Below are 19976 nucleotides of genomic sequence, written 5' to 3' on the forward strand. Positions count from 1 at the left end.
AGCCGATACACCCCGTTGGATGACTAAAACGATGGAAAGCAACAGCTGACCGCAAGTAGCGAAAGATCGCCACTCGACCCGCCGGTTTCAAGCCGGTTCAGGAAAAGCTGTCGTAGCCGGCGCGGCCTTCGTCCAGAAGCCGCCGGATTACCGCGACGCCGTGCGCGATATCGTCCCGCTGTCGCGGCTGCGAGATGCCAAACCGCACGCCATGAAAGGCCTGTTCGGAACGCCCTGCCTTGAACTCATCCTCGTCGTCGATGAGCACGCCATGTTCGAGGCAAGCCTGTTTGAAGGTGCCGGACAGCCACGGGTCGGGCAAAGTGAGCCAGACGAACGGCACATTGTCCAGCGCCTTGAAGTCGAAGCCGTCGAGTGTCTCGCGCACGATCGCGATGCGCGCACCGATCTCGGCAATGCTGCGCTTGCGCATCTCGGCGGCCTGACCGGACAGCACCAGCCGGCTGCCCACCTCCGCCAGCAGAAAGGGCAGGCCGCCCGTCATCATCTTATGGGCGACCCGGATGCGGTGACGGTAGGCCGGCGGGCAAGCGAGCCAACCGCCGCGAACACCCGCCGCGACCGATTTCGACAGGCCGCCGGCAACGATGGTCCGTTCGGGAGCATATTCGGCCATTAAAGGCGTTGGGTCATCGGTCAGTCCACCATAGAGATCGTCCTCGATCAGGACGACGTTATATTGACGGGCGACATGCGCGATTGCTTCGCGGCGCGATGCCGACAGCGTTGTCAGCGTCGGGTTCTTCGCCGTCGGCATCAAAAAAATCATCTTCGGATGCTTTTGTGCGCAGACGCGCTCGAAATCCTGGGGATCTATGCCCTCGTCGTCAGCCGCCACCAGCGCGGTCCGGCGACCGATCAGGCCGGCACTGCGGGAGATCTGCGAATAGGTGAGGTGCTCGAAGACGACATAGTCGCCGGGGGCGGTGAGTCCCGCAATGGTTGCCATCACCGCGGCGTGGGTGCCGAGCGTGGGAACGATTGCATCCGCCGCCGGGCGATAGGAATTGCGCGACAACCAGCGCCTCCCCGCTTCCAACCAGCGGTCCGGGAAATCACGAGTATAGCTTGAAATCTCATGCGGATGGTCTTGCGCCGTGCGTGTCAACACGTCGGCGACGATGGCACCCTGGCCGACATCCGGTGCGGCCGTGCTATCGAAGCGCAGCTTGTCGCCGGGCGCATCCATATAGCGTGTGCCTTGTTCGACCGGCCCCAGGAAATCCGGCTTTGCGCTCTCCGACTGTTGAGCGATAACATAGGTTCCGCGGCCGACCTCGCCGCTGACCAGTCCCCGCTCGCGCAGCAATTGATAGGCCCTGCCGACCGTGCCGACGGTCGTGCCGATGTCGTATGCCAGATCGCGCTGCGGCGGCAGCTTTGCCCCTGCACCGATCAGGCCGCGGTCGATGTCCGTCTCGATGGAATCGGCAAGCCGCTGATAGAGCGGGCCGGTGCGGGCGGTCAGGTCCGGAAGCCAAGTTGTCATGGTGACAATTTTTTACATTGCACCGAAATGGGAGTCAATACATATGAAGCGGGCCGCACGAAAGGCACAATTGCAATCTTAGCAGAAAGACAATGGGTACAATAGAGACAATCCGCTACGCGGCAGTTGAATTGACCGGAAGCCGCTCGTCGGGCCGGAGATCCTATGTTCGCCGGATCGTGCAAGTGGTCACGTCATTCGTCCGATGGATCGATGGTCTGCTGGAGCGCCGGCGCAGTCGGCTGGTCCTGCTCGAGATGACCGACGATCAGCTCAAGGACATCGGTATCTCGCGCTGCGATGCCCATCGTGAAGGTCTAAGGCTGTTCTGGGACTGATGCGTTCGAGCGCTTCAGCGGACGCTCGCCGTCCTGAGCCGCGCGACGCCGCGGTCCACAAGCACCGCCACAATACATAGCACGAGAAAAAGCCCCGTGATGGCCACGGCCGAGACGGCGACGCTGGTCGCGCCGTTCTTGGCGACGTTGAGGAACGGGTAGGGCACTTCGCCCGATATTGGCGCCCGCGCCAGTACATAGGCCAGATACGCGATCGGATAGATCATCCACCAGGAGATGTCACGCCACCGCGTCGAGCCGTCGGCGCCCGCCACAAGCCACCACAGCACGAACAACACCGGCGTCACATAGTGCAAGAGCACATCGCAGAGCAGGAACAGCCCTCGCGGCTGCCAAAGCCGCGCCAAGACCGTTGCATAAACGATGAGAACCAGCGTTATGGCGACGGCTACGCCCGCCCGCATCCGTGGGGCGGCAAAAGCCGGAAACCAGGCATAACCCGTTGACGACAGCAACGAGGCATGGACGAGCACCGCGCCGATATTGGTCAGGATGGTGAAGAAGCTGAAATAGAAGACCAGCGAGCCGACAAAGCCGCGGCCGGCTTCCATTGATGCCGGGACGGTGATGCAGAGCTGCAGGACGAGCCCGGCCAGGCCGACGACCAGACCGGTGATCTGCAGCAAGCGACCCATTGGGCTAGGCAGCAGCGCCACAGGCCGGATTGCCCGTCTGCCAGCGGGTAATGTCCGAGCCGATGCGGGCGCCGAGCGGTTCCGCCATCAATGGGCCGAATACGTCGACGCGGCTCGAATTGCCTTGCGCCTGCACGACCAGCAACGGCTTTCCGCCATAGTGTTTGGCCGGCACCAGCAGGAAGCGCGGTGTGCCGCTGAACGAATTCAGTTCGTTGGCCATCTGATAGGATTTGAACGCAGGGTCCTTGCTGGCGATCCAGCATTTGTGGGCAGCTATTGCCACCTGCTCCATGGCAAGCAGTGACGCGCTCTTGCCCGCCGGCGCTGGCGTGCTCTTCGGGCCTGACTGGCAGGAGGCGAGTACAAGACCGGCGGAAGCGGCGAGGGCGAGGCGGGCTAGTGTCGATCGCATGGTCAAGCGGCGCCCATCTCGAGTTCGGACAGAAAGATCTTCAGACCGTCCGTCATCTCACCCCAGACGCGCGACAGCGCCGGGTGCTGCAAGGCGATTTGCTCATAGGCATCGAATTTCGGATAGGCATCAAGCAGGTCGGGGCGGCCGATCGTCGCCCTAAAATTGTTGAAGACGAAGCGGGTCGGCGTCAGCCACGCATCGGCGAAGGAGATGTCGTCGCCGAGCGCGAACGGGCCATGCGCCATGCGGGCCTCGATTGCTGCAAGCCCGTGATGCAATCGGGCGAACTGTGCCTTGATCTCGGCCTCGTTGCGCTGCGGCACGAAATAGAGCTCAAACAGCTTCATGGTGGGGGCGAGCACGTCAAGGTCGGTGATGCGAGCGAACATGCGCACCAGTGCCCGGTCCTTCGAATCCTTGGGCAGCAGCGCTGGCTCGGGAAAGCGCTCCTCCAGATATTCGGCAATCACCACCGATTCGACGATCGTTTCGCCCGAGCCGGTGATCAGCACCGGAATCCGGTTCAGCGGCGAGATGGCACGAAATGCCTCGGGGATGGGAAACCCAGGCGGCGGTGCAATGACCTTGAGCGGCACGTTCTTGATGTAGGCCAGCGCCCGCACGATCGACGAATAGGGCGACAACGGCCGCGAATAGAGTTTCATGACCGTCGCTCCAGGAGGAAAATTGAAGGCATCAAGCGGCGATGCCCAAGGCGCCTTCGAACAGCGCCCGGCCGTCGCTGCCGCCATGCGCCGCTTCGATCAGGTTTTCGGGATGCGGCATCAGGCCGAGCACGTTGCCGCGGCCGTTGACGATGCCGGCAATGTCGTTGATCGAGCCGTTTGGATTGGTGCCTTCGGCATAGCGGAACACCACCTGGCCTTCGCCTTCGAGGCGGGCCAAAGTTTCGGCGTCGGCAAAATAATTGCCGTCATGGTGCGCTACCGGTGCGCGGATGATCTGGCCCGGCTGGTAGCGGCGGGTGAACATCGTGTTGGCATTGGCGATCTGCAGCTTCACCTGGCTGCAGACGAATTTCAGCGAGGCGTTGCGCATCAAAGCGCCCGGCAGCAGGCCGGCCTCGACCAGGATCTGGAAGCCATTGCAGACGCCGATGACCGTGACGCCCTTGGCTGCCTTTTCGGCGACAGCCCGCATTACCGGCATGCGCGCGGCAATGGCGCCGCAGCGCAGATAATCGCCAAAGGAAAAGCCGCCGGGAATGGCGATCAGGTCGACATCGGGAATTTCGGTGTCCGTCTGCCAGACGGTGACCGGCGGCGTGCCGGAAATCTTGGTCAGCGCCGCGATCATGTCGCGGTCGCGATTGAGGCCGGGGAGCAGGACGACGGCTGATTTCACCTCAGGCGATCTCCACCGCGTAATTCTCAATCACCGTATTCGCCAGAAGCTTGTCGCACATGGCTTTCAGATCGGCCTCGGCCTTGGCCCTGTCGCCCTCGGCAAGCTCGACATCGAAAACCTTGCCTTGCCGCACCTGGCCGACGCCGCCGAAACCCATTGCGGACAGCGCATGCTCGATTGCCTTGCCTTGTGGGTCTAGCACGCCGTTCTTGAGGGTTACGGTAATGCGGGCCTTGATCACGCTGGACATGCTCCTGTTCACCTGTTGAGCGGGCAAGCCGTCAGTGCGGCTTGCCTTTGACGCCGTCGGTCGATGCGACCAGCACCGGCCCGGCCGGACGCGGCGGTTCGTTCTCGTTCATGATGCCGAGGCGGCGGGCAACTTCCTGATAGGCTTCGACCAGCCCGCCCATGTCGCGGCGGAAGCGATCCTTGTCGAGCTTGTCCTGCGTCGCCACATCCCACAGCCGGCAGGAATCCGGCGAAATCTCGTCGGCGACGACGATGCGCATCATATCGCCTTCGAACAGGCGGCCGCATTCGATTTTGAAGTCGACGAGCTGGATGCCGACGCCCATGAACAGTCCGGAAAGGAAGTCGTTGACGCGAATGGCCAGCGCCATGACATCGTCGATCTCCTGCGGGCTCGCCCAGCCGAAGGCGGTGATGTGCTCTTCCGAGACCATCGGATCGTCGAGCGCATCGGCCTTGTAATAGAATTCGATGATCGAGCGCGGCAGCACGGTGCCTTCCTCGATGCCGAGACGCTTGGCCAGCGAGCCGGCGGCGACGTTGCGCACCACCACTTCGAGTGGAATGATCTCGACTTCCTTGATCAGCTGCTCGCGCATGTTGAGCCGGCGGATGAAGTGGGTCGGAATGCCCATCCGGTTGAGATGATTGAAGATGTGCTCGGAAATGCGGTTGTTGAGCACGCCTTTGCCATCGACGATTTCATGCTTCTTCTTGTTGAAAGCGGTAGCGTCGTCCTTGAAGAACTGGATCAGCGTGCCAGGCTCCGGTCCCTCATAAAGGATCTTGGCCTTGCCTTCATAAATGCGGCGGCGATTTTTCATCTGATTTTTCTCTGGATTTGCGGGCAGGCGGCAAGCGACCAGTTCCTGTCCGTCTGCCTAAAATAAGATGGCGACGGTGGGGTTCAATGCCGGTGTCTATCCCAATCGCACTGTTTGCTCAATCGGCAAATCCTTTCAATCAACCGCTTTCGGGGACCGAAATGCCGCAGCGCAGCAACCAATGTAGCATATTGACCGGCCGGCGCCCTTTTGGTTTGTGCTCCGGCAACACATATTGGCACGACGAATCGGATTTCACGGAGGGATGCCATGAGCAGCATGAAAGACCGCGAAGAGGGCTTTGAGCGCAAATTCGCATTCGACGAGGAACTTCGGTTCAAGGCCGCGGCACGCCGCAACAGAGCGCTCGGCCTGTGGGCTGCCGAAAAGCTCGGCAAGTCAGGCACCGATGCCGACGCTTATGCCAGGGAAGTGGTCGTCAGCGACATTGAGGAAGCCGGCGATCACGACGTTTTCCGCAAGATACGCAAGGATTTCGATGCGGCCGGCATTGAGCAGTCGGACCATCAGATCCGCCGCACCATGGATGAATTGATGGCGCAGGCGATCGAGCAGATCAAGAACACCTGATCCTTCTCGATACCGATCGAATGCTGGACCAATCGACCGCTCGGCCCAACCGGGCGGTTTTTCTTTGCCTTTGCGGTCATTTCCGGCTGAATTGTTGCAACCAAAGAGGAAATCGCCAATGTCCCTGAAGTCACGCCTTGCGGCCGACGAGACACTGTTCACCGCATGGTCAGGCGTGCCGGATGCTTTGACGGTCGAGATACTGGCCAGACAAGGATTCGACGCGGTTACGCTCGACATGCAGCATGGTGGCCATCACGAGGACAGCGTGCTGCGCGGGCTTGTGCCGGTGCTGGCCGCCAACAAGCCGGCTTTGGTGCGCATCCCGGTCGGCCGCTTCGACATGGCCAGCCGCGCGCTCGACTTCGGCGCCGAGGCTGTGATTGCACCGATGGTGAATTCAGTGGCGGACGCAAGGCTGTTTGCCGCCGCCATGAAATACCCGCCGCTCGGCGAGCGCTCCTGGGGCCCCACCTATGCCTTTCCGCGCCATGGCAAGGGCGATCATGCCGACTGGCTGCGCGACAGCAACCAGCGCACCATGGCGTTCGCCATGGTCGAAACGCGCGCCGCGCTTGCTGCACTCGACGGCATTCTCGACACGCCGGGTATCGACGGCATCTTCCTCGGCCCGTCGGATTTCTCGATCGCCTGGTCGAAGGGGACCACCGTCAGTTCGACGCTGGAGAGCATGATGGAGACCGTCGCCTCGATCGCCGAGCGCACCCGCAAGGCCGGCAAGCATGCGGCGATCTATGTGATGGAACCGGCCATTGCCGGTCGTGTGGTGTCGATGGGTTACCGGCTGCTGGCGATGGGTTCGGAGCATTCTCTGATTTCGCTTGGGGCAAAGACCCTGCTGAGCAGCGTCAGGGATTCGATCGCTTCCTAGAGATCCGTCAGGAATTTCGCGAACGTCATCGAACCTTCGGGCCAGGGGCCGAAGCCGGAATCCGCGTTGAGATGACCGGCATCGCCGGCGTCGATGAACAGCGAGCCCCAGGCCGCGGCAATGTCCTCGGCGACGCCAAAGGCGCAGAACGGGTCGTTGCGGCTGCCGATCACCACCGACGGAAATGGCAGAGGATCGCGCGGATAGGGACCGAAGGTCATCAGGTGCCTCGGCTTTATCTTTGGATTGGCGACATCGGGCGGCGCCACGAAGAAAGCGCCGGCGACCGGTCGCTCGAACCGAGACAATGCCTGGATGACCGCGGCGACGCCAAGCGAGTGAGCGACAATGACGACCGGCCGCTCCGCCTCGTTAACCGCCTTGGCGACACCGGCCGTCCAATCCTCGCGCACCGGCTTCGACCATTCCGTCTGTTCGACGCGGCGCGCTGTCGATAGTTTCGCCTGCCAGCGGCTCTGCCAATGATCGGGGCCGGAATTGGTGTAGCCCGGCACGATGAGAATATCTGCTTCCCTGACTTTCATGGCGCGCATGTAGCGAGAGGCGCTGTCGGGTGCAACCGGGTATAAACTCAACAGCGACATGCAAACGCACCTCTCATGAGCCCGGTCTGCTCGCTATTGTGAACACCTTGTTCGCTTCTTGCGCTCTTGTGTGAACGATAGCGATCGACGATCTGTCGCCAGGAAAGAATGGCTGTTCCGAGATTTTGGCACGGACACGGCGTAGAATGATTGATGGCGCCGGGTTCCTCCGTTGGAAGCTTGTCGAGCGCCGGCGGAACGGAGCACTTTGATGAGCGAACTGCCTTTTGCCGCAACGACCCCGGTCAGCGTTGCCCGCGTCGGCTTGCGGGCGCGCGATGCAGAAAATCTCGCTGCCTACTATCGCAAAGTCGTCGGTTTGCAGGAACTGAGCCGCGCCGGCGGCACGATTACGCTCGGCGCAGTCAATCGCCCTTTGCTCGACATCGAAGCGGATCCGGCTGCGAAACCCGATGACCCGCGCAGCGCCGGTCTTTTCCACACCGCCTTCCTGCTCCCTAGCCGGGTCGATCTCGGCCGCTGGATCAACCACGCCATCGCGGGCAAGATTGGCATCGAGGGCGCGTCCGATCATCTGGTCAGCGAGGCGCTTTATCTTACCGACCCGGAAGGCAACGGCATCGAGATCTATGCCGACCGCCGCCCCCAGGATTGGAAATGGAATGGCGACAAGATCGCGATGGCGACGGAGCGGCTGAACATTCCGTCGGTCATTGCCGAAGTGCCGGCCGGTGACGTCGGCTGGCAGGGCGCGCCGGAAAACAGCTTTATCGGCCACGTCCATCTGCGGGTCGGCCGGCCGGAAGAAGCCGAAGCATGGTGGCATCAGGAGTTCGGTTTCGACACCGTGGCAAAATACGGTGGCGCGGCGGTATTCTTGTCGTCCGGCGGCTACCATCACCACATTGGCGCAAATGCGTGGCAGAGCGCGGGTGCCGGCCGCCGCGATCCCGCCCGCTCCGGCTTGGCCTGGGTCGAGATGCGTTCGGACAATGTGGCTGATGCAACGACCCGCGAGGATCCGTGGGGCACGGTGATCAGGACCGTTCCCGGCAAGGCGTAGTTCGGTTAGAGCTTCGCCTTTTCAAGCAAGCGGCCAAGCATCAGCAGGCCCGCCGGCCACAGGCCGAGGCCGGCCTCGTTTCCCATATGGCCGAGATCGCCGGCATCGGCGATATCCGCGCCCCAGGCTGCAGCAAAAGCGGTCGCCTTGTCGAAAGTGACGCGCGGGTCGCTACGGCTCGCCACCACCAATGCCGGGAAGGGCAGGCGCTTCAGCGGCATCGGCGCGAACGGGCGCACCGCGTCGAATGAGGGATCGGTATCCTCGACATTGGTCGCGGCAACCAGGAATGCCGCCGCGACCTTGTCGAGTTGGCTTTGACTGGCGCCGGCAGCCCACTTCACCGCCGTCGCCACCGCCAGCGAATGCGCAAGTAGCACGACGCGGCGCGGTGCGGCGGCCACCGCGGCATCCACCTGGCCGATCCAGTCGCCAGGCTTAGGCCGGTCCCACTCGGCCTGCAGCACGCGGCTCGAATTGGGGAACACCCGGCACCAATGCGACATCCAATGATCCGGCCCGGAGTTGCCGCGCCCGGGCAGGGCAAGGAAATCGAAATCTCCGGCCGACGAAATCATCAGGCCTCTCCAAACACTCGGCTAAAGATCGTATCGACGTGCTTGGTATGATAGCCCAAGTCGAATTTCTCGCGGATCTCGGCCTCGGGCAAGGCTGCGACAACGTCCTTGTCGGCCAAAAGTTCCTCAAGAAAATCAGCGCCTTGCTCCCACACCTTCATCGCGTTGCGCTGCACCAGCCGGTAGGCGTCCTCGCGCGAAACGCCAGCTTGCGTCAGCGCCAGCAGCACGCGCTGCGAATGCACAAGGCCACGGAATTTGTTCATGTTCTTCAGCATGTTGTCGGGGTAAACGAGCAGTTTGTCGACAACGCTGGTCAGCCGTGAGAGTGCGAAATCGAGCGTCACCGTCGCGTCGGGCCCGATCATGCGCTCGACGGAGGAATGCGAGATGTCGCGCTCGTGCCACAGCGCCACATTCTCCATTGCCGGCAATGCGAACGAGCGCACCATGCGGGCAAGGCCGGTTAGGTTCTCGGTCAGCACCGGGTTGCGCTTGTGCGGCATCGCCGACGAACCCTTCTGGCCGGGTGAAAAGTACTCTTCTGCTTCGAGTACCTCTGTGCGCTGCAGATGGCGCACCTCGATCGCCAGCCGCTCGATCGACGAGGCGATCACGCCGAGCGTGGCGAAGAACATCGCGTGGCGGTCGCGCGGGATCACCTGCGTCGACACCGGCTCCGGCTTCAGTCCGAGTTTCTTGGCCACGTATTCTTCGACATATGGGTCGATATTGGCAAAGGTGCCGACCGCACCGGAGATGGCGCAGGTGGCGATGTCCTTGCGTGCGTGCACCAGCCTCTCGCGGCAACGCGAGAATTCGGCGTAGGCCTGCGCCAGCTTGACGCCGAAGGTGGTCGGCTCGGCATGGATGCCATGGCTGCGGCCGATTGTGATCGTGTCCTTGTGCTCGAAGGCGCGGCGCTTGAGCGCCGCAAGCAACCCGTCAATGTCGGCCAGCAGGATGTCGCTGGCACGGGTGAGCTGCACGGCAAAACAGGTATCGAGAACGTCGGAGGATGTCATGCCCTGGTGGATGAAGCGGGCATCCGGCCCGACGAATTCGGCAAGATGGGTGAGAAAGGCGATGACGTCATGCTTGGTGACGCGCTCGATCTCGTCGATGGCTTCGACATCGAATTTCGCCGCCCCGCCTTTCTCCCAGATGGTCTTGGCGGCCTCCTTCGGGATGACGCCGAGCTCGGCCAATGCGTCGCAGGCGTAGGCCTCGATCTCGAACCAGATGCGGAACCGGGTTTCGGGCGACCAGATGGCCACCATTTCCGGCCGGGAGTAGCGAGGGATCATCAGTCGGTCCTGACTTGCGAGAGCATTTGCCCGCGTCCTAACAGAGGCAGGCAAAATGCTCAACGTTGCTGGCGCGCAAACCAGACACTGGCGACAGCGAGCGCAATGAAACCGAGCGGAAAATACAGCCGGATGCCAAGGACGACGAACTGGTAGAGTGCCGTCAACATCGTGAACACGAACTGGAAAACCCAGGTGATGGTGAACGCGGGCGCATGCCATTGGACATAGTAGGAGCGGTATTGCAGCCCAAAGAGGCCGCCGGTGACGACAATCGTCGCTGCGAGAAGGCAGACGAAGGCGGCGGCGAGGGCGATCTCCCAGTGGCGTCCGAGCGAGACGAGCCGCGCCAGGAACAGCCCAATCGGGAAAGCGAGCGCACCGCCGGCTGCATAAAGCAGCGAGACGAAGCGGATCTTTGCCGGGGTCTCCCAATCGTACTGCAGCAGATTGAGCAGCGCGCTGCCGCCCATCGCCATGGCCCACAGCAAGGCACCGGCAAATGCCGTGCGCAGCGACGGCAGAGCGCGGCGGAGACGATGCAGGGCGCGATAGCGCATGGCGGGGAACGTCACAGGCGACCGGTTACCGCGATCCAGCGATAGTCCGGCCCTTCGAACCCGTATTGGCGCACTGCGATCAGCACGGCATAGGCGCTGAGGCTATCCAGTGAAAATGTCTGAACCGCGCCGATCTGGTAGCCATTCGGACAGCCTCTGCTTTGCGGGATCGATTTGTCCTCGTGAATAATGCTCGTCTGACCGCCGTCCCTCGCCTCGATGCGCAGCAGGCGAAAGCCATTGATCTCGCCCTGGCTCTGGCAGCGCTCGGTGTCATTCATGCCGATCTGGTCGAGCCGGAACTCGAGCGGCTCGTCGACCGGCGAAAAGATCGGGCGCGGATTGACCACCATGCGGAAGGGATCGGCAGAAAGCTCGGTCACCGGGTTGAAGCCGGCGGTGATGCCGCGATTTGCCTTCAGTTCCGCTTGACTGACGATCGCTTCGCCCTTTTGCCGGGCCTGCAGCCGCGCCGCGTCCACCGCGGCATTCTCGTCATCGAGCCGGACACGGATCGGCGAGCCCTTCAGGAAACTGTCGTCGGCCGTGTCGATATAATAGCGGTTTGCATAGGGGAATCCCGATCCGTCCTGGACGCCGTATTCCTCGAAGGCAAAGACCCCGCCATCGCGGCTGAAGCCGAGGATCTCAAGCTCGGCGACATCGCCTGCGTGGGCGGCGGCCAAAGTTGCAAGCTGGGCAAGCAGGCAGACGGCAAACAGAGCAAGATTTCGCATGGGGAATTCCATTCAGGCGGTGGACGCCGTTAGATTCCTATCACGATGCCGTCAAAAGATCGTGCTGACTGAAACACAAAGTCGATGCATCCAATCCGGCTGTCGTTTGTTATTGTCGGCAGCTTCACCGCATCGTGCCTTCCGAAAATCAGAATCGATTTCGGAAGGTACGGCGCATTGATTCAAAATGTTTTAGAGCGTCCTTTGCGCGTTCAAAAGCGCGCGGCGCTATAAGGGAGACCCCCATGACAGATGCAGCCAAGATTCGCGAACGTATGGAAGTGATCGGCGCCGACGGGGTCCATGTCGGTACTGTCGACAAGGTTGACGGAGATCGCATCAAGCTGACCAAGCGCGACAGCGGTGAGGGCGCTCACAGGGGTCATCACCACTTCATTCCTCTCAGCCTTGTCGCCGAGGTCGAGGGCCAGAAGGTGCGGCTGTCGGCAAACTCAGACGTTGCGGTCACGTTCGAGGAAGAAAAATCCGACCCCACCTGATCATAAGTCCAGTCTGATTACGGCAAATCCGAATAAGCACTGCGCGGTCAGCGCGACGACCAGACCGGGAACAGATCGCCCTCGGCCGGCGTCGCGGCAAAGACGCCGCGGCTGATGGCGCGCGCCATCGTGGCGCCGGCGGCGGCGTAGAGATCGATTGCATCGTTGGGCCTGAGCTCGATGCCGCTCTTGCCCGTTGCCAGCGCGAAGACCAGATCGCCGTCTGCGGGCGTGTGCGTCGGCCAAATGGCACGGACAAAGCCGTCATGCGCTGATATCGCCAGGCGTTTGGCGGCGGCCTTCGTGAGTACCGCATCGGTGGCGATCAAGGCGATGGTCGTGTTGGCGCCGGTTTCCGCCTGCTCTGCGGCATGCTTGTCACGGAACTTCAGCAGGATCTTTCTGGCATCGTCAGGCATCGGGTGGGGATAGCCTAAGCCGCCGAACTCGTCGCCGATCTCGAACGGTGCCGCCCAGAAATGGCGGGTCCCGGCGACCGTCACCGAGCCGGTCGGGTTGACGGCGGCGAGCGCGCCGATGGTGACGCCGCTGTCCAGCACTGTCGAGGCCGAACCGAGCCCGCCCTTCAGGCCGGAGCTCAAAGCCCCGCTACCTGCGCCGGCCGTGCCGAGGGCAAAGTCGATCGCGGCGGCTTGCGCGGCTTCGTAGCCAAGGTCACGGTAAGGCGGATACCGGCCCCAATCCTTGTCGCCGCCATTGCGCAGGTCGAACAGGATCGCCGCCGGCACGATCGGCACCCGAAAGCCGCCGACCTCGACGCCGATGCCTCTTTCGCGCAAGGCCGCCTGCGCCCCCGACGCGGCGTCAAGGCCAAAAGCCGAGCCGCCCGAAAGCACCACGGCATGGATGGCGTGGATCGAATTGTGCGGCTCGAGCAGGTCGGTTTCGCGGGTGCCTGGCGCACCGCCCAGGATTTGCACGCCGGCCACGGCCGGCTCGTCGCAGATGACGGTGGTCACGCCGGATTTCAGCTTCGCATTCGCCGCATTGCCGACACGCAGGCCGGCGACGTCGGTGATGAGATTGCGTGGACCCGTACGGAACATCCCCGTGCTGGACATCATTGGCTCTCCGCCGGCACGAAACGGCCGCCGTCGAAACGGTAGGCTCGATAAGGATTTTGCGTCAGGTCACCCTTTTCGTCAAAGCGGATCGGTCCGATCGCCGTGGTGAAGTCATGCGCGGTCAGCACGTTGGCCAGTCTCTCGCCTGAGCTTTGCGTCAATGCCGAAGCCGACTTGGCGATCTCGACCGCGGCATAGGCGGGCAGGGTGTAACCTTCCGGCACGATGTTTTGCCCGGCAAAGCTCTGCAGCACCTTGGGGTCGGCGACATCGGCCCATTCGGGCGGCGCGATCATCAGCGTGCCGATGGCATAAGGCACATCGCCGAGCGGCGCGCGCAACGCTTCGCCGCCGGCAAACACCATGCCGGTATTTAGCTGGCCAGCATCCCGGCCCATAATGGCGACATCATCGCCGTCGCCGCCGGCAAAGACATGCGTTGCGCCGGCTTTCTTAAGTCGGCCGATCAGGCCGATCTGGTTGTCGAGCTGCGGCCGGAACGTGTCGACGAACACCGGCTTCAGAGCCGCTTGCTCGGCGGCTGCCCGAAACGTCTCGGCCATTTCGCGGCCATAGATCGTGCCGTCGTCGACGATGGCGAACAGCTCGGCCTGCCATAGGCGGGTGAGGATGGCAGCGACGGCATTGCGCTCGTCGTCGCCGCGCGGCCCGAGACGATAGATCGGCCATCCCGTCTTGGCGCGCCGGTCGGTCAGGCTTTCCGTGCGAACGCCGACTGTGATCACCGGTATGCCGGCATCCTTGAGGATCGGCAGAGCCGCCTCGATTGCGTCGGTGCACAAAAACCCGATGACGACGTTGACCTTGGCCGCGGTTAACTCCCGCGCGGCGGCGGCGCCACCATCGGCCGTGCAGGCGTCATCGATCGTCGTGATTTCGGCGTCGTTCGCTTCAGCCGCCGTTGTCGCGCCAGCCTCGATCTGTTTGCCGAGGATCGCCGACGGCCCCGACAGCGGTGCCGCGACGCCGACCCGCAGCCTCTCGGCGCTCGCACCACCGGCGACCGAGAGCCAGGCCAGCACCGCTATTGTGGTTGTCCAAGGTCGCATGCGAGCGAAGAATTCCTCCGCGCCGATCGCGTGTTCTGCCGGCGCCAATGCCGTCAAGACCTAAAGGCTGGCCAGCTTTGGCGCAACACGGGAATCCAGGATATACGTCAAGCACTTCGCTTGTGGGCTGCAATATCCCCCCATATATAACGGTTGGTTCTGACTAGTGGAAAATCATCGGTGCTGAAGAAGAATGACATCGGGCCGCAGGCCTACCGCGACGCGATGGCCCATTTTGCCGGTCATGTGCATGTAGTCACCACCGATGGCCCCGCCGGCAGGCGCGGCGCGACGGTGATCGCGGCCTGCTCGGTGTCGGACACGCCGCCAACGATCCTGGTCTGCCTCAATCGCGAAAATCCCAAGAATGAGCCGTTCGTGGAAAACGGCAAATTTGCCCTGAACACGCTGGCTTCGGATCAGGAGCCGCTGTCGATCGGCTTTTCCGGCATGACCGGCCTGCCGGTCGAGGAGCGTTTCGCGTTGGCCGAATGGGACGTGATCTCGACTGGTGCGCCGACGCTGAAGGGCGCGCTCGCCGTCTTCGACTGCGAACTGATCGACTCCAAGGATCTGGCCACGCACCGTGTGCTTTTTGGCAAGGTTACAGGTTTGCGCATCGGCGATAACTTGCGGCCGCTGATCTATCACAACCGCGGCTACCACGCTCTGTAGAGGCTTTCAGATGGCTGCGCCCGCGGAGACAGAATGACCGAGTGGAAAACCGCGTCCGGCGCCGCGGATGATCGACGAGACGCTCGATCTGTTGCCCCGTGCGGATTATGTGGCGGAACCGGTCGCTGGCAACCGTGCTGTTTATGGGTTCGGTCGACCCGCGCGGGTGGATCGAGGCTGGCGTGAAGCGCGTCGCATAACCACATGTCTCTCAGGGAGAAATCATGGAACGCAGTATCTATCTCGATGAGGCTCGCGACCCGCTGATCATCGCGGAGGGCTGGATGAAGGACGGCAAGGATGTCGCCATTGCCACCGTGGTCGAGACCTGGGGCTCGGCGCCGCGGCCGGTCGGCAGCCACCTGGTCATCGACGCCGAAGGCAATTTCCACGGCTCCGTCTCGGGCGGCTGCGTCGAAGGCGCCGTAGTCACCGAGGCGCTCGAGGTTATCGATAGCGGCAAGGCCAAAATGCTCGAATTCGGCGTCGCAGACGAGACCGCCTGGCAAGTCGGCCTGTCATGCGGCGGCCGCATCAAGGTCTATGTAGAAAGATTGGGTTGATCTCGAATGGATCCCTATGCGCTGAAGACACTCAACGCCGAACGCCGCGCCCGCCGCGCGGCAATCCTGGTCACCGATCTCGGCGACGGCCGCGACCGTGTCGTGCGCGAGGGAGACCGGGTAGCCGGTGAACTCGGGGCGGCCGTCGCCAAGGCATTTCGCACGGGCAATTCCGGTTCGGTCGAAGCTGAGGGGCGCACGTTCTTCCTCAACGCACATCTGCCGCAGCCGCGCCTGGTGGTGATCGGCGCCGTCCACATCAGCCAGGCGCTGGCACCGATGGCCAGGATCGCCGGCTATCCTGTCGAGATCATCGATCCGCGCACGGCCTTTGCCACGCCCGATCGTTTTCCCGATATCGCGCTGCATGCCGAATGGCCACAGGAAGTGCTGACGCGTCAGCCGCTCGATAACTATACGGCGCTGGCTGCTCTCACCCACGATCCGAAGATCGACGATTTCGCGTTGAAGGCGGCGCTCGACGCCGGCTGCTTTTATGTCGGCGCGCTCGGCAGCCGCAAGACCCACGCCAAACGTGTGGAACGCCTGCTGGCTTCGGGGGCGACAGCCGACCAGATCGCCCGCATTCATGCCCCGATCGGCCTCGACATTGGAGCTGCCAGCCCGGCCGAGATTGCCGTCGCGGTGTTGGCGCAAGCGATCCATGCCTTTCGCTCCCGCGGCCTCGAATCCAAAGGCGCGGTCGCGTGAAATTTGGTCCCGTTGCGATCGATGCGGCCGAAGGGGCAGTGCTTGCGCACGCCACTACAGCCGGAGAGCGCCGCTACCGCAAGGCGCACCGGTTAAGCGCCGGGGATGTGTCCCTGTTGAAGGCCGCTGGCATTTCCGAGGTCGTCGCGGCGGTGTTGGCGCCCGATGATCTCAGCGAGGACGTCGCCGCTGAAAAGATCGCCGCATGTATGATCCATCGCAACATCGAGGCGAAGCCTGCCGCGACAGGTAGGGTCAACCTCCACGCGCAGGCTGCCGGCATGTTCACCGTCGACGCGGCGATGATCGACGCCATCAACGCCGTCGATCCGACGATCACCATCGCCACGCTCGCGCAGCATGCGCCGGTCGAAAAAGGTCAGATGGTAGCAACGGTGAAGATCATTCCGTTTGCGGTCGCCTCCGCTTTGGTCGATGCGGTGGCAAGGATCTGCGCGGGCGGCGAGATCTTTGCGGTCAACGCCTATCAGCCGGTGCGCGTCGGCGTCATCCAGACGGTGCTGCCCGGCATCAAACCCAGCGTGCTCGACAAGACGCTGCGCGTCACCGAAGCACGCCTGGCGCGTTCGGGCGGCAGGCTGACGGCGGAGCGTCGAACGCCGCATGAAATTATCCCCGTCGCCGAGGCTGCGGCCTCGCTGATCCGCGACAACGATATGGTGGTGATCTTCGGCGCTTCGGCGATGGCCGATTTCGGCGACGTCGTTCCTGCTGCGATCGAAAGGGCCGGCGGCACTGTCATCCGCGCCGGTATGCCGGTCGATCCCGGCAATCTGCTGGTGCTCGGCACACTCGGCGGCAAGCGCATCATCGGTGCGCCGGGCTGCGCCCGCAGTCCCAAGGAGAACGGCTTCGACTGGGTGCTCGACCGGCTGATCGCCGGTCTCGACGTGACCGCCAGGGATATTGCCGGCATGGGTGTCGGCGGGCTGTTGATGGAAATTCCGACGCGGCCGCAACCGCGCGAGCCGTTGCCGGCCAAAGCCGAACCAAAGGTCGAGATCGTGCTTCTGGCCGCCGGCCGCTCCAGCCGCATGGGCGGGCCGAACAAGCTCTTGGCACTGTTCGATGGCAAGCCTCTGGTCCGCCGCACCGCCGAACGCGCAGTCGGTTCGAAAGCCGCGGCCACCATCGTCGTCACCGGCCACCAGAGCGAGCGCGTGCGCAGTGCACTGTCTGGCCTCGATGTGACCTTCGCCGACAATCCGGATTTCGCCGAGGGTCTGTCTTCGTCGCTAAAGGCCGGCATCGCCAAGATTTCCGGCGACGCCGCCGGCGCCATGATTGTCCTCGGCGATATGCCCGGCGTCGCCTCGGCCGACCTCGACAGGCTGATCGAGGCGTTCCGCAGGTCCGAAGGCCGATCGGTGGTGCGGGCCTCGCACGCTGGGCGGCGCGGCAATCCGGTGCTGCTGCCGCGTTCGCTGTTTGCCGCGATCGCTCACCTCCAAGGCGATACCGGCGCCCGCCATCTGGTCGAGGCCGAAGGGCTCGACGTCATCGATGTCGAGATCGGCGAAGGGGCAGCGATCGATGTCGACACGCGCGAGGCGCTGGAAGGCGCCGGCGGCGTGCTGCAGGATTGACAAACCGAAGCCGAAAAACGCATGGCTGAGGGATGGCCTTTCGTTCCTGCTTCCGGTTCCGCTTGCCCCCCTCTGGCCTCCCGGCCCTGCCGATGGCGATTCTTTTGCAGCTCTTTTGTGTCGCCTACGCCAACGCTCTCGAACTCAAACCCTTCAAGGACGATCTGTTCGCCTATCCGGTCACACTCTCGTCCGAGAGCAACGGCGCCTATACGGTGGTCGATTATCGTGAGCTGCGCGACATCAACGCTCGTGACGAAGTGCCTGAGCGTCGTGTGCACGCGCAATACACCGAAACCGGCGTGCGCAAGGTGCAGCAGGATCTCTTGCTGAAGACCGACGCCGGCGATGTCCGCCACATTGCCGTCGGCAAGACCGGGGGCGCCAGCATCATCGTGCTTTATCTGCACGGGCAGGGCGGCAGCCGTAAGCAGGGCACCGACGACTTTACCTTCGGCGGTAATTTCAATCGCATCAAGAACCTGATGGCGGGCAACGGCGGTCTCTATCTATCGCCGGACTTTTCCGATTTCGGCGACACAGGTGCCGCCCAGATCGCCGCGCTGATCGACCACTATGCCGAACAATCGCCGAGCGCAAAAATCTTCGTCGCCTGCGGCTCGATGGGCGGCTCATTATGCTGGAAGCTGGCCGCCCGCAATGATACCGGCCGGCGCATCGACGGGCTGCTGCTGCTCGGCTCGCTATGGGACGAGAGTTTCTTCTCAAGCCCCGCCTTCAAGCGTCGTGTGCCGGTCTTCTTCGGCCAAGGCAGCAAGGACCCGGTGTTTCCAATCGAGAAACAGGAAGCCTTCTTCCGCTCCATCCTGGCCAAATCGAAGAGCTATCCCACGCGCTTCGTCCGCTTCGAGACCGGCACGCACGGCACGCCCATCCGCATGACCGACTGGCGCGGCACGCTCAACTGGATGTTGTCGAAGGCCCCTTAAGGCGCGGTATTGTAGTCGACGACCGTCTGCGGATTTTCCTCGCCGTCATAAGACGCGTCGACGTCGTACTGGACCAGGGAAAAATCGCCGTTGCGAAACAGATAGGTCCCCGACGAAGAGGCATCGCCGATGCCACGCCATTTGTTGAAGGTGGTGATCGTCTTGGTCTCTTCGTCGTAATCGGAATTGGTTGCCCAGCCGGAGGTCTGGAAGCCAACTATGGTCATGCCCAGCAATTTGCCGTCGCTGTCATTGTTCTCGTAGCGGATGTCCATTTCAGGTTCGGCGAACTGCAATTGTCTTACGCCAAGCACGTCGTCGCTCATGTAATAGATCGAGTTTTCGTTGTAGGCCGCGGCCGAGCAGGCGAAATGGAAAAGCCGCGTTTCGCTTTCGGGATCGCTGGCAGCCGCATCCTTGTCCTTGTAGTGGATCGAGAAAATGTCCGGCTTCTGCGCCAAAAGATCCTTGTCGCACTGGTCGCCATAAGTCGCGGCAAACGCCTTGTTGGCCTGCTCAAGCGCTGCGTCCTTCTTCGGCGGCGGCGGTCCTTCGCCGCAGCTTGCCGGCACGGCATCCTCAAAATCGGCCTTTGAGGGTTTCAGCGCACCCTTGTCGATGAAGATCGAGCGAAATGGCGGTTCCTGGATCGAGGCGTTGATCTGGCGCAGCGTATAGCAGCCGGCAAAGACATTCTCGCTGCCGTCCTTGGCCGTCGCCCGGATGGCGACCGGAACGCTGTAGTAGATGCTGCCGGCAGCCCCGTCTTCGGATACGCCACCGGTTTTCACTTCGACCGTGTCCGTGCCGTCATAGCCTTTGACGAAGGAATTGAAATCCTTGGCCGGCTTGGTGTCGCCGAAATAGTCCCAGGCGCGCGCGAATTCGTGCCGGCTGATGGCACTATAAAGCGACCGGATCACCGCCTCGGCATTCGACCTGTCGTCGATATAAGGCGCGTCTGCGGCGAGCGCCGATTGGCCGGCAACGGCAAGAGAGATAAAGGCGGTCGCTGCAAAAAGGGCGCGTCTCATCGGGAACCTCCACTCGATAAAAAATCCTATCATATCGATCGCGGCGACGTGGTGGCGCTTGAACAATCGCCTGCGAAAGCGCTACCTCTCGCCATAGGCAGTAGGGCCCCGTGGAGATTTC

Annotated in this window: 25 protein-coding genes; 10 read left to right on the top strand and 15 right to left on the bottom strand. The window is 62.6% G+C overall.

What is annotated here, in order from left to right; genetic code table 11:
* Window positions 1-97: 97 nt before the first annotated feature.
* A complete protein-coding gene (locus NKH42_RS14615) occupies window positions 98-1510 on the bottom strand; it encodes an aminotransferase-like domain-containing protein (protein WP_352506428.1) in 1413 nt (470 codons plus the stop codon).
* Window positions 1511-1602: 92 nt separating this feature from the next.
* Between NKH42_RS14615 and NKH42_RS14620 the strand changes: the two genes are divergently transcribed.
* On the top strand, window positions 1603-1848 hold the full coding sequence (locus NKH42_RS14620; protein WP_352506427.1) for a DUF1127 domain-containing protein: 246 nt from the start codon (window positions 1603-1605) through the stop codon (window positions 1846-1848).
* Window positions 1849-1862: 14 nt separating this feature from the next.
* Here the strand turns inward: NKH42_RS14620 and NKH42_RS14625 are convergent, their stop codons facing one another.
* Genes NKH42_RS14625 through purC form a run of 6 tightly spaced genes read right to left on the bottom strand, consistent with a single transcriptional unit; the run spans window position 1863 to window position 5366 of the window.
* Window positions 1863-2504, bottom strand: a complete 642-nt coding sequence (locus tag NKH42_RS14625) for a Pr6Pr family membrane protein (protein ID WP_352506426.1) — start codon at window positions 2502-2504, stop codon at window positions 1863-1865.
* 4 nt (window positions 2505-2508) lie between these two features.
* Window positions 2509-2919: a hypothetical protein gene (locus tag NKH42_RS14630; RefSeq protein ID WP_352506425.1), complete on the bottom strand. Its 411-nt coding sequence runs from the start codon at window positions 2917-2919 to the stop codon at window positions 2509-2511.
* A 2-nt stretch (window positions 2920-2921) separates the two neighbouring features.
* The gene (locus tag NKH42_RS14635; protein ID WP_352477367.1) at window positions 2922-3587 is read right to left on the bottom strand and encodes a glutathione S-transferase family protein; all 666 of its coding nucleotides are present in this window, start codon (window positions 3585-3587) and stop codon (window positions 2922-2924) included.
* Window positions 3588-3618: 31 nt separating this feature from the next.
* Window positions 3619-4287, bottom strand: coding sequence for a phosphoribosylformylglycinamidine synthase subunit PurQ (gene purQ / locus NKH42_RS14640; RefSeq protein ID WP_352506424.1), 669 nt, complete (start codon window positions 4285-4287; stop codon window positions 3619-3621).
* A 1-nt stretch (window position 4288) separates the two neighbouring features.
* Entirely contained in the window at window positions 4289-4531 is a 243-nt protein-coding gene (purS, locus tag NKH42_RS14645; RefSeq protein ID WP_352477508.1) for a phosphoribosylformylglycinamidine synthase subunit PurS, read from the bottom strand.
* A gap of 40 nt (window positions 4532-4571) precedes the next feature.
* On the bottom strand, window positions 4572-5366 hold the full coding sequence (gene purC / locus NKH42_RS14650) for a phosphoribosylaminoimidazolesuccinocarboxamide synthase (RefSeq protein WP_023674725.1): 795 nt from the start codon (window positions 5364-5366) through the stop codon (window positions 4572-4574).
* 270 nt (window positions 5367-5636) lie between these two features.
* Here purC and NKH42_RS14655 point away from each other — a divergent pair, with 270 nt between their 5' ends.
* The gene (locus NKH42_RS14655; RefSeq protein WP_352506423.1) at window positions 5637-5957 is read left to right on the top strand and encodes a DUF1476 domain-containing protein; all 321 of its coding nucleotides are present in this window, start codon (window positions 5637-5639) and stop codon (window positions 5955-5957) included.
* Between the two features lie 118 nt (window positions 5958-6075).
* Window positions 6076-6849 (top strand): HpcH/HpaI aldolase family protein, encoded by a 774-nt coding sequence (locus NKH42_RS14660; protein WP_352506422.1) that lies wholly within the window; start codon window positions 6076-6078, stop codon window positions 6847-6849.
* Here the strand turns inward: NKH42_RS14660 and NKH42_RS14665 are convergent.
* Window positions 6846-7394: an RBBP9/YdeN family alpha/beta hydrolase gene (locus tag NKH42_RS14665; RefSeq protein ID WP_352506566.1), complete on the bottom strand. Its 549-nt coding sequence runs from the start codon at window positions 7392-7394 to the stop codon at window positions 6846-6848. The two genes, NKH42_RS14660 and NKH42_RS14665, sit on opposite strands and share 4 nt — an antisense overlap.
* 271 nt (window positions 7395-7665) lie before the next feature.
* Between NKH42_RS14665 and NKH42_RS14670 the strand changes: the two genes are divergently transcribed.
* Window positions 7666-8478 carry a VOC family protein gene (locus NKH42_RS14670; protein ID WP_352506421.1) on the top strand — a complete coding sequence of 271 codons (813 nt, stop codon included), beginning with the start codon at window positions 7666-7668 and terminating at the stop codon, window positions 8476-8478.
* Between the two features lie 5 nt (window positions 8479-8483).
* Here the strand turns inward: NKH42_RS14670 and NKH42_RS14675 are convergent, their stop codons facing one another.
* From NKH42_RS14675 to NKH42_RS14690, 4 genes are read right to left on the bottom strand one after another with little or no spacing between them, the layout of a single operon-like run.
* Window positions 8484-9056 (bottom strand): RBBP9/YdeN family alpha/beta hydrolase, encoded by a 573-nt coding sequence (locus tag NKH42_RS14675; protein WP_352506420.1) that lies wholly within the window; start codon window positions 9054-9056, stop codon window positions 8484-8486.
* Window positions 9056-10363, bottom strand: a complete 1308-nt coding sequence (gene purB / locus NKH42_RS14680) for an adenylosuccinate lyase (protein ID WP_352506419.1) — start codon at window positions 10361-10363, stop codon at window positions 9056-9058. The genes NKH42_RS14675 and purB overlap by 1 nt, the downstream gene beginning before the upstream one ends.
* Window positions 10364-10422: 59 nt before the next feature.
* Complete coding sequence (locus tag NKH42_RS14685) at window positions 10423-10923, bottom strand: hypothetical protein (RefSeq protein ID WP_352690847.1); 501 nt, start codon at window positions 10921-10923, stop codon at window positions 10423-10425.
* Between the two features lie 11 nt (window positions 10924-10934).
* Window positions 10935-11660: a DUF2259 domain-containing protein gene (locus tag NKH42_RS14690; RefSeq protein ID WP_352506417.1), complete on the bottom strand. Its 726-nt coding sequence runs from the start codon at window positions 11658-11660 to the stop codon at window positions 10935-10937.
* 245 nt (window positions 11661-11905) lie between these two features.
* Here NKH42_RS14690 and NKH42_RS14695 point away from each other — a divergent pair, with 245 nt between their 5' ends.
* Entirely contained in the window at window positions 11906-12160 is a 255-nt protein-coding gene (locus tag NKH42_RS14695) for a DUF2171 domain-containing protein (RefSeq protein ID WP_254817658.1), read from the top strand.
* Window positions 12161-12207: 47 nt separating this feature from the next.
* Here NKH42_RS14695 and NKH42_RS14700 read toward each other — a convergent pair whose 3' ends face one another.
* Entirely contained in the window at window positions 12208-13227 is a 1020-nt protein-coding gene (locus NKH42_RS14700) for a P1 family peptidase (RefSeq protein WP_352506565.1), read from the bottom strand.
* Window positions 13228-13241: 14 nt separating this feature from the next.
* Window positions 13242-14315 carry a branched-chain amino acid ABC transporter substrate-binding protein gene (locus tag NKH42_RS14705; protein ID WP_352506416.1) on the bottom strand — a complete coding sequence of 358 codons (1074 nt, stop codon included), beginning with the start codon at window positions 14313-14315 and terminating at the stop codon, window positions 13242-13244.
* Window positions 14316-14495: 180 nt separating this feature from the next.
* Here NKH42_RS14705 and NKH42_RS14710 point away from each other — a divergent pair, with 180 nt between their 5' ends.
* The 5 genes from NKH42_RS14710 to NKH42_RS14730 all read left to right on the top strand — a co-directional run bounded on the left by NKH42_RS14710 (window position 14496) and on the right by NKH42_RS14730 (window position 18821).
* Entirely contained in the window at window positions 14496-14990 is a 495-nt protein-coding gene (locus NKH42_RS14710) for a flavin reductase (RefSeq protein WP_352506415.1), read from the top strand.
* Between the two features lie 224 nt (window positions 14991-15214).
* The gene (locus NKH42_RS14715) at window positions 15215-15553 is read left to right on the top strand and encodes an XdhC family protein (protein WP_352506414.1); all 339 of its coding nucleotides are present in this window, start codon (window positions 15215-15217) and stop codon (window positions 15551-15553) included.
* A 6-nt stretch (window positions 15554-15559) separates the two neighbouring features.
* The gene (locus NKH42_RS14720; RefSeq protein WP_352974213.1) at window positions 15560-16264 is read left to right on the top strand and encodes an XdhC family protein; all 705 of its coding nucleotides are present in this window, start codon (window positions 15560-15562) and stop codon (window positions 16262-16264) included.
* Complete coding sequence (locus NKH42_RS14725) at window positions 16261-17871, top strand: NTP transferase domain-containing protein (RefSeq protein WP_352506412.1); 1611 nt, start codon at window positions 16261-16263, stop codon at window positions 17869-17871. Before NKH42_RS14720 ends, NKH42_RS14725 begins: the two co-directional genes overlap by 4 nt.
* 92 nt (window positions 17872-17963) lie before the next feature.
* The gene (locus tag NKH42_RS14730) at window positions 17964-18821 is read left to right on the top strand and encodes an alpha/beta hydrolase family protein (protein ID WP_352506411.1); all 858 of its coding nucleotides are present in this window, start codon (window positions 17964-17966) and stop codon (window positions 18819-18821) included.
* Here the strand turns inward: NKH42_RS14730 and NKH42_RS14735 are convergent.
* Window positions 18818-19855, bottom strand: coding sequence for a DUF1176 domain-containing protein (locus NKH42_RS14735; RefSeq protein ID WP_352506410.1), 1038 nt, complete (start codon window positions 19853-19855; stop codon window positions 18818-18820). The genes NKH42_RS14730 and NKH42_RS14735 overlap by 4 nt on opposite strands.
* Window positions 19856-19976: the final 121 nt, after the last annotated feature.

Origin of the sequence: Mesorhizobium sp. M1142 (assembly GCF_040318565.1) — a bacterium.
In the GTDB taxonomy this organism is placed as follows: Bacteria; Pseudomonadota; Alphaproteobacteria; order Rhizobiales; family Rhizobiaceae; genus Mesorhizobium.

Coding starts and splice junctions, on each gene's coding strand:
- NKH42_RS14695 (WP_254817658.1), top strand. CDS start 11,906: ATGACAGATGCAGCCAAGATTCGCGAACGTATGGAAGTGATCGGCGCC.
- NKH42_RS14615 (WP_352506428.1), bottom strand. CDS start 1,510: ATGACAACTTGGCTTCCGGACCTGACCGCCCGCACCGGCCCGCTCTAT.
- NKH42_RS14670 (WP_352506421.1), top strand. CDS start 7,666: ATGAGCGAACTGCCTTTTGCCGCAACGACCCCGGTCAGCGTTGCCCGC.
- NKH42_RS14625 (WP_352506426.1), bottom strand. CDS start 2,504: ATGGGTCGCTTGCTGCAGATCACCGGTCTGGTCGTCGGCCTGGCCGGG.
- NKH42_RS14660 (WP_352506422.1), top strand. CDS start 6,076: ATGTCCCTGAAGTCACGCCTTGCGGCCGACGAGACACTGTTCACCGCA.
- NKH42_RS14620 (WP_352506427.1), top strand. CDS start 1,603: ATGGGTACAATAGAGACAATCCGCTACGCGGCAGTTGAATTGACCGGA.
- NKH42_RS14715 (WP_352506414.1), top strand. CDS start 15,215: ATGGAACGCAGTATCTATCTCGATGAGGCTCGCGACCCGCTGATCATC.
- NKH42_RS14690 (WP_352506417.1), bottom strand. CDS start 11,660: ATGCGAAATCTTGCTCTGTTTGCCGTCTGCCTGCTTGCCCAGCTTGCA.
- NKH42_RS14665 (WP_352506566.1), bottom strand. CDS start 7,394: ATGAAAGTCAGGGAAGCAGATATTCTCATCGTGCCGGGCTACACCAAT.
- purC (WP_023674725.1), bottom strand. CDS start 5,366: ATGAAAAATCGCCGCCGCATTTATGAAGGCAAGGCCAAGATCCTTTAT.
- NKH42_RS14655 (WP_352506423.1), top strand. CDS start 5,637: ATGAGCAGCATGAAAGACCGCGAAGAGGGCTTTGAGCGCAAATTCGCA.
- NKH42_RS14685 (WP_352690847.1), bottom strand. CDS start 10,923: ATGCGCTATCGCGCCCTGCATCGTCTCCGCCGCGCTCTGCCGTCGCTG.
- NKH42_RS14630 (WP_352506425.1), bottom strand. CDS start 2,919: ATGCGATCGACACTAGCCCGCCTCGCCCTCGCCGCTTCCGCCGGTCTT.
- NKH42_RS14700 (WP_352506565.1), bottom strand. CDS start 13,227: ATGTTCCGTACGGGTCCACGCAATCTCATCACCGACGTCGCCGGCCTG.
- NKH42_RS14735 (WP_352506410.1), bottom strand. CDS start 19,855: ATGAGACGCGCCCTTTTTGCAGCGACCGCCTTTATCTCTCTTGCCGTT.
- NKH42_RS14705 (WP_352506416.1), bottom strand. CDS start 14,315: ATGCGACCTTGGACAACCACAATAGCGGTGCTGGCCTGGCTCTCGGTC.
- NKH42_RS14730 (WP_352506411.1), top strand. CDS start 17,964: ATGGCGATTCTTTTGCAGCTCTTTTGTGTCGCCTACGCCAACGCTCTC.
- NKH42_RS14720 (WP_352974213.1), top strand. CDS start 15,560: ATGGATCCCTATGCGCTGAAGACACTCAACGCCGAACGCCGCGCCCGC.
- NKH42_RS14635 (WP_352477367.1), bottom strand. CDS start 3,587: ATGAAACTCTATTCGCGGCCGTTGTCGCCCTATTCGTCGATCGTGCGG.
- NKH42_RS14675 (WP_352506420.1), bottom strand. CDS start 9,056: ATGATTTCGTCGGCCGGAGATTTCGATTTCCTTGCCCTGCCCGGGCGC.
- purB (WP_352506419.1), bottom strand. CDS start 10,363: ATGATCCCTCGCTACTCCCGGCCGGAAATGGTGGCCATCTGGTCGCCC.